Raw genomic sequence first — 5956 nt, 5'->3', positions numbered from 1 at the left:
TGGAGTCAGCTTACAGATTCGCGCGGGCGTGCATTCCACTACGTCCACATCGACCAGAGTCTCGCGGGCAAGCGGCTCACAATCATGCTACACTCGGGCTATCCGAACTGGCTCGGCAGCATCGACTACTTCATGATCGGCTCATCCCGCCTCTTCCTGCGCAACCTCAGCCTCGCCGATGCCATCTACATCTCGAGCCTCTCGGTCGCCGTTGCGCTCATCGTCTTCCTCATCATGGATCTCGCATGGCGCGGCTCACATGCACGGCGCCGCCGCATGCAGCTCTACCTCATCGGCTATCTTGCGACCTTCATCCTGTGGACGACGGGCAGCTCCTCCTTCTTCTCGCGCATGTACGGCATGGCGAATTTCTGGTGGGAACTCCACCTCGTCACCCTCTACCTCATGCCCATCTTCTGCGCAAAAATTACCCAGGAGATCGTCTCGCCGCGCTACATTGCGCGCGTCAAGACAACCATGAGCGTGTTCGCCGCCCTGTTTGTCACGGCAACCATCACGGAGATTACAGGGCTTGACGGTTACATGAACATGCTCTTCCTCTTCTACCCTCTGCTCCTCGTCGGGTGCCTCCTGCTCATCTACACCCTCGCCCGCTCGAGCTGGGCGCATCATCCCGGCTGCCGCTACGGCACCTTTGCCATGACAGCGATTGTCATCTTCGGCGGCATCGACGCCCTGCACTGGGAGTATCATCAGCTCTCCGTCATGCTCTCGACCACCGTCTTCTCCATCTACGCAAGCATCCCCTTCATCTTCTATACCATCCGTGAGCAGATGCTGCGGGACGCTGCGCTCGCAGAGCAGAACGAGGAGCTTGTCCGCGAGCTCGAGATCTCGCAGAACGAGGCACAGCGGGACTTCCTCACGGGCTGCTACAACCGCCACCAGCTCGGCGAAGGCTTTGCCAAATTCTCTGCCCTCGCCTATGCACGCGGTTTCAAATTCTCCTTTGCCATCTTTGACGTGGATCACTTCAAGACCGTCAACGACACGAAGGGGCATCTCGCGGGCGACCGGATCCTGAGGCAGATCGCGGACACCATCCACGAGGAGATCGACCGCCGCCACCTCTTCATCCGCTACGGCGGCGACGAGTTCATCCTGCTCGCCCTGCACTACGACCTCGAGGCGATGGTCGCATTCTGCGAACACCTCCGCAGCATCCTCGAACACAGCCTTGACGGCGTCACCCTCAGCTTTGGCGTATCCACCTGGCACGGCAAGAAGGACCGCCTCCGCGCCCTCATTGACCGCGCCGACCGCGCCCTCTACCTCTCGAAGGAAAAGGGACGCAACACCGTCTCCGCCGAGAATGAGGAGGGTGCGGCGTAGGCGCGATAGGACAGAGTGGGCGGAAAAGATGCGCCCGATTGAGGAAAACCTTGGATTGGCAAAAGTACCAGTGCGATACTCCAAAGCAAACCCTAGTGGAGCAAGCGGAGAAAAGCGTTCGACTCGCCCCCTGCGGATTTCTTTCGTTCAAGCGCAGCGCGTTTAAGAAGTCCGCAGGTATTTAGGCGAACGAGAACGCGACCGCTTGCGTAACTAAGCGTTTGCGTGGAGTATGCACGGTAGTATTGACACAGCCCCCATACCACAACCTTTATATACGTAAATGGAGAGAGCGCCGTTTCCGCAGACGGCGCTCTCTCCGTTTTCATTCCATTTTTTTGCCAATTCCCGCGCGATGTGCTACAATGGGGGCGTTTTCAACCATCTCATAAAAGGAGAATCACATGCACCAGATCGACAACGGCCTCAAAGAAAACTTCTTCCGGTGGCGCGGACGCCTCAACCGCAAGCGCTTCATCAACCGCCTCCTCGCCCTCAGCGTCGGCGGCTTCCTCCTCTACATCATCTTCTTCATCGCTCTCGCCGCCACCAGCGGCATCCCCGCGTCCGACACCGCCGAGGAAGCGAACGCCGCCGTCGGACTCCTCACACTCGCGAGCCTCCCCATCACCGTATCGAGCTACATGCTCATGATCCGCCGCCTCCACGACATCGGACTCTCGGGCTGGTTCGTCCTGCTCGCCCTCATCCCCCTCGTCAGCCTCGGATTCATCCTCTACATCCTCTTCAAGCAGGGCACAGAGGGCGACAACGCCTACGGACCCGATCCGCTTGGCGCCTACGGAGCATCCTCATGAACAATGCCATCTTCTCCATGTCGGGCAGACTCACGCGCCGCGACTACGCACTCAGTATTGCGGCACTGTTCGGCGGCGCATTCCTCATCCTCAGCATCGCGCTCTACATCCTCCTGCCCGCCGCCCACACAACTGCAGTCATCCTCTTCCGCGAGCCGACCGCCCCGTTCTGGGGGCTCCTCATCGCAGGAGCTGCCCTCATCCTCACCCTCGTCTACTGCGCGCTCCCGCTCGCCGCCATCCCCGCCACCGTCAGGCGTCTGCACGACATGGGGCACAGCGGCCCGCTCGCCTTTCCCCTCCTCCTCGCAAGCCTCCTCCCCGTCGGCCTGTCCGTCTTCTCCCTCCTCATCATCGCCGTGCTGATGGAGGGTCTTGGCTACAACCTCGACCTCGGCTTCGTCACCGCCGAGGAGATGGCGTTCGCGATCGGCGGCTTCGTATTCATCTACATCGCCCTCGTCTTCATCGCCATGCTCGTCCTCGCCCTCTTTGGCGCATGGGTCTTCCTCAAAAAGGGCGACCCTCTGGCGAACCGCTACGGAGAACCGCCCATCGAGGAGCAGCTTCCCTCCGTCCGCGCGGCATACTTCCCCATGCAGGGCGGCATAGCGCGCGCCCCCTTCATCAGGCGCACCCTCATCCTCCTCGCCGTCGCCGGACTCCTCGTCCCCTCCATCGGGCAGAGCGTCATCATGCCCATCGCCTTCATCCTCGCGGGGCTGCAGATCCTCCCCCCCGGCGGGGACTTCTTCATCGTCTTCCTCATCCCCGGGCTGTCCCCCTTCGTCCTCCTGCCCCTCATCCTCGCGCGTCTGCGCACCCTCGGCAGGAGCAGATGGGAAGCGGCGCTCATCTACGCCCCCTTCCTGCAGAACATCCTCGTCTCATGGAAGATCACCCCCTTCTTCGCCATGTGGGGCTATATCGACCCGGAGACCCTCAGCCCTGACTTTTTCTTAGGTCTCCTCTCCGTCAGCGGAGACGGCGACGTCCTCCTCACCCTCTCCACCGTCTGCGGCATCCTCGCCCTCATCGGCATCATCCGTCTGCTGGATAGAGATAAGGAGGATATTGTCAGTCCGTTGTCATGATACCGTATCGTATTTCACCAGCATCATAGAGAAAGCGAGGCAACTATGTTCTGTCCCAAATGCACGAAATTCGTCCCCTCCTCCGCAAATGCCTGCCCGAACTGCGGCATCCCCATCATCACGGGATTCTCCCCGAACTACGGCGCGGGCTTCGACCTCGGCGACGACGACACGGAGAGCCGTAATGACGCCAAACCACGCAAAGTCATGGACAGCGACCTCTATGACAACGTATCTGATGATGACAACGTCATTGCAGGTGAGGAAAAACCCTCCGGCATCGGCGGTAAACTCAAATCCCTCTTCGGCTTCGGCAAAGGCTGAATCTGCTCATACAAAAACGCCCCGGTAAGCGTCGGGGCGTTTTTTCATATCAAAGAAATGGTGCGATTGGCGCGAGTCGAACGCGCGACCCTCTGCTTAGGAGGCAGATGCTCTATCCATCTGAGCTACAACCGCATCGGGTAGAGTGTAGCAGATTTGCGCGCGATATGCAAGCCCCGCGCGCCATACAAAAACCCCGCAGGAATCCCTGCGGGGTTCGTGCAACGGACTGCCCTTAGGCGAGCTTCTCCGTATCCACCGTCTGAATCGCGATATCCTTCACCGAGACGGGGTACGCCTCGCCTGCGACAATCGCCTTCTTGTCGATGACATTCTGCAGGCAGGTCGTGACCTCTGCCTTCGTCAGACCGTCCTTCGGATCCAGCAGGCTCACCGTCATCTCCTTGCCGCTCGACATCTTCATCGTCATGCGCAGCTGTTTCTTCGTCGACATATGAACTCCCTCCTTTCTATCGTACTAATCCCGTCCTCAGTCCTCGAGGACAGCCGTGTCCGTGCGCGTCACGAGGCTCAGCCCGTGCTTCTGCAGAGCCGCGAACCCGCGGCCCACCGTCAGCGCATCCGCATCCGTGAGGCTCGGCGCAATCCCGCTGATCGTGCGGTTCTTGTAGAGCGTCTTGCCGTCCGCGCCGACACCCGTCGTCACCTTGAGCGTAACCTTGCTCACTGCATCTTTGCGTGCCATGTGGATCAACTCCTTTCCTTCTGTACTCCGTAAGCGCTTTACACATGAATACCTGCCGTAAGCGGAAAAAAGAGGAGTCCTTTTAAAATTTTCTTTACACACGAACAAAAATTCTATATAATACATCTCAGAAAGGAACAGGTGATCGTATCGTGCCTGTGCGCTGCGCCGGCGGCAGGCAGGATGGGCGGCAAACCGCCCATAGGGAATGAAAGGAGATCCGAAATGAACCGGACGAAGAGAGAAATCCTCATGCAGAGACTTCCCGCAGCAGCGGACATTCTCGCACTCGTACCCGACAGTGGCGCAAACGGCTCCGGCGAGACCGTCGTCCATACCGCCGCAGGGGACAGACTGCAGCTCCCCGCAACCACCGAATACGTCCTCTCCTGCCTCGCCGAGCGCGAGGACAAGGAGATCCGCCTCATCCGCAGGAACGCCGCGCGTCTGCTCGCACGCCGCCGCAACATCATCCTCCCCATCCTGCACGGCTGCGTCCTCGCGCCCCTCATGATGCGCCCCGTACAGAAGCGCTGCGGCAGACTTGGCTACATCAACATCGCACGCGCCCCGCTCGTCGCGCACAGCACGCGCGGCACCGACGTTGCCCTCACGAGCGGCGCCGTCATCCACACCCTCTGGCAGCCGCCCACCGTAAAGAAGCTCGTGCAGGAGGGGCGCGCCGTCCACTACAAACTCCTCCTCGACGTGCGCCGCCAGCTGCGCTCGGCGGAGGAGCTGGGCTGAGAAGGCACCGTTAGAGATGATGTGTCCTTAAGCGAACCCTCTTGCATTTTCCCTTCATTCATTGTATGATACAGATACAGAACAACGGAGGGTACAATATGCAAATCTCAAGCCGCTTCACCATCGCCATCCACATCCTCATCTGCGTCGAACTCTACGGCAACGACGCCCCCGCCACGAGCGAGAGCCTCGCGGGCAGCATCGGTGCGCATCCCGTCGTCATCCGCCGCATCCTCGGACAGCTGCGCCGCGCGGGACTCATCACCGTCGCACGCGGACGCGAGGGTGGCGCCCACATCGCACGCCCCCTCGCCGGCATCACCCTCGCCGACGTCTTCCGCGCCGTCGAGAGCATCGGTGACGACACACTCTTCAGCTTCCACGAGAACCCAAACCCCGCCTGCCCCGTCGGCCGCAGCATCCATAACATCCTCGACGGCCACCTCACCGCCATCCAACGCGCGATGGAACGCGAGATGCAGCAGACAACCCTCGCCGACGTCATACAGGAGGCGCGGGCGGAGGTATCTGCCGAAAATTGAACTGCGACTCCCCTAAGCGCCCCTAGCGGAGCAAGGGCATAATGACGGCTCTTTGTCATATGTTACGGAAAATCGGAAATAGCGATGTGCGATGCTCCAAAGCAAACCCTAGTGGAGCAAGCGGAGAAAAGCGTTCGACTCGCCCCCTGCGGATTTCTTTCGTTCAAGCGAAGCGCGTTTAAGAAGTCCGCAGGTATTAGGGAATCACGAACTCAATGATGCCGTTCAGATTGGTGCAGATTTTTCGTCCTGTCAAGAAGATAAACCGCAGGCATAGCGGTGGCTATGCTGAGGATTTATCGACGCAGAGAGGGCGGAAAAGATGTGCCAAGATGAATGGCTGAATGAGTCCGTGATTCCCTCAGCGAACGA

Annotated in this window: 8 protein-coding genes and 1 tRNA gene; 6 read left to right on the top strand and 3 right to left on the bottom strand. The window is 59.8% G+C overall.

Features of this window, described 5'->3' with window-relative positions; translation table 11 throughout:
• The 4 genes from AXF19_RS04040 to AXF19_RS04025 form a co-directional block, all read left to right on the top strand.
• The coding region (locus AXF19_RS04040) for a GGDEF domain-containing protein (protein WP_066845382.1) at window positions 1-1353 on the top strand (1353 nt) is incomplete at its 5' end.
• A gap of 404 nt (window positions 1354-1757) precedes the next feature.
• On the top strand, window positions 1758-2171 hold the full coding sequence (locus tag AXF19_RS04035) for a DUF805 domain-containing protein (protein WP_066845380.1): 414 nt from the start codon (window positions 1758-1760) through the stop codon (window positions 2169-2171).
• Window positions 2168-3265 carry a DUF805 domain-containing protein gene (locus AXF19_RS04030; RefSeq protein ID WP_066845378.1) on the top strand — a complete coding sequence of 366 codons (1098 nt, stop codon included), beginning with the start codon at window positions 2168-2170 and terminating at the stop codon, window positions 3263-3265. Before AXF19_RS04035 ends, AXF19_RS04030 begins: the two co-directional genes overlap by 4 nt.
• 45 nt (window positions 3266-3310) lie before the next feature.
• Window positions 3311-3589 (top strand): zinc ribbon domain-containing protein, encoded by a 279-nt coding sequence (locus tag AXF19_RS04025; RefSeq protein WP_066845376.1) that lies wholly within the window; start codon window positions 3311-3313, stop codon window positions 3587-3589.
• A gap of 58 nt (window positions 3590-3647) precedes the next feature.
• On the opposite strand, the gene AXF19_RS04020 is transcribed toward AXF19_RS04025, so the two are convergent.
• The 3 genes from AXF19_RS04020 to AXF19_RS04010 all read right to left on the bottom strand — a co-directional run bounded on the left by AXF19_RS04020 (window position 3648) and on the right by AXF19_RS04010 (window position 4295).
• Window positions 3648-3724: transfer RNA gene (locus AXF19_RS04020), tRNA-Arg, on the bottom strand.
• 100 nt (window positions 3725-3824) lie between these two features.
• Window positions 3825-4043, bottom strand: a complete 219-nt coding sequence (locus AXF19_RS04015; RefSeq protein WP_066845374.1) for a DUF2922 domain-containing protein — start codon at window positions 4041-4043, stop codon at window positions 3825-3827.
• A 36-nt stretch (window positions 4044-4079) separates the two neighbouring features.
• Window positions 4080-4295: a DUF1659 domain-containing protein gene (locus AXF19_RS04010; protein ID WP_066845372.1), complete on the bottom strand. Its 216-nt coding sequence runs from the start codon at window positions 4293-4295 to the stop codon at window positions 4080-4082.
• Between the two features lie 225 nt (window positions 4296-4520).
• On the opposite strand from AXF19_RS04010, the gene AXF19_RS04005 reads away from it, so the two are divergent.
• On the top strand, window positions 4521-5042 hold the full coding sequence (locus tag AXF19_RS04005; protein ID WP_066845370.1) for a hypothetical protein: 522 nt from the start codon (window positions 4521-4523) through the stop codon (window positions 5040-5042).
• Window positions 5043-5140: 98 nt separating this feature from the next.
• Window positions 5141-5584 (top strand): Rrf2 family transcriptional regulator, encoded by a 444-nt coding sequence (locus AXF19_RS04000; RefSeq protein WP_172837360.1) that lies wholly within the window; start codon window positions 5141-5143, stop codon window positions 5582-5584.
• The last annotated feature ends 372 nt before the right edge of the window (window positions 5585-5956 follow it).

The sequence above is a fragment of the Selenomonas sp. oral taxon 126 genome (assembly GCF_001683335.1).
In the GTDB taxonomy this organism is placed as follows: Bacteria; Bacillota; Negativicutes; order Selenomonadales; family Selenomonadaceae; genus Centipeda.
The sequence above is the reverse complement of the archived record's forward strand: the minus strand, read 5'-3'. Positions and strand labels throughout refer to the sequence as shown.

Coding starts and splice junctions, on each gene's coding strand:
- AXF19_RS04030 (WP_066845378.1), top strand. CDS start 2,168: ATGAACAATGCCATCTTCTCCATGTCGGGCAGACTCACGCGCCGCGAC.
- AXF19_RS04035 (WP_066845380.1), top strand. CDS start 1,758: ATGCACCAGATCGACAACGGCCTCAAAGAAAACTTCTTCCGGTGGCGC.
- AXF19_RS04000 (WP_172837360.1), top strand. CDS start 5,141: ATGCAAATCTCAAGCCGCTTCACCATCGCCATCCACATCCTCATCTGC.
- AXF19_RS04010 (WP_066845372.1), bottom strand. CDS start 4,295: ATGGCACGCAAAGATGCAGTGAGCAAGGTTACGCTCAAGGTGACGACG.
- AXF19_RS04025 (WP_066845376.1), top strand. CDS start 3,311: ATGTTCTGTCCCAAATGCACGAAATTCGTCCCCTCCTCCGCAAATGCC.
- AXF19_RS04015 (WP_066845374.1), bottom strand. CDS start 4,043: ATGTCGACGAAGAAACAGCTGCGCATGACGATGAAGATGTCGAGCGGC.
- AXF19_RS04005 (WP_066845370.1), top strand. CDS start 4,521: ATGAACCGGACGAAGAGAGAAATCCTCATGCAGAGACTTCCCGCAGCA.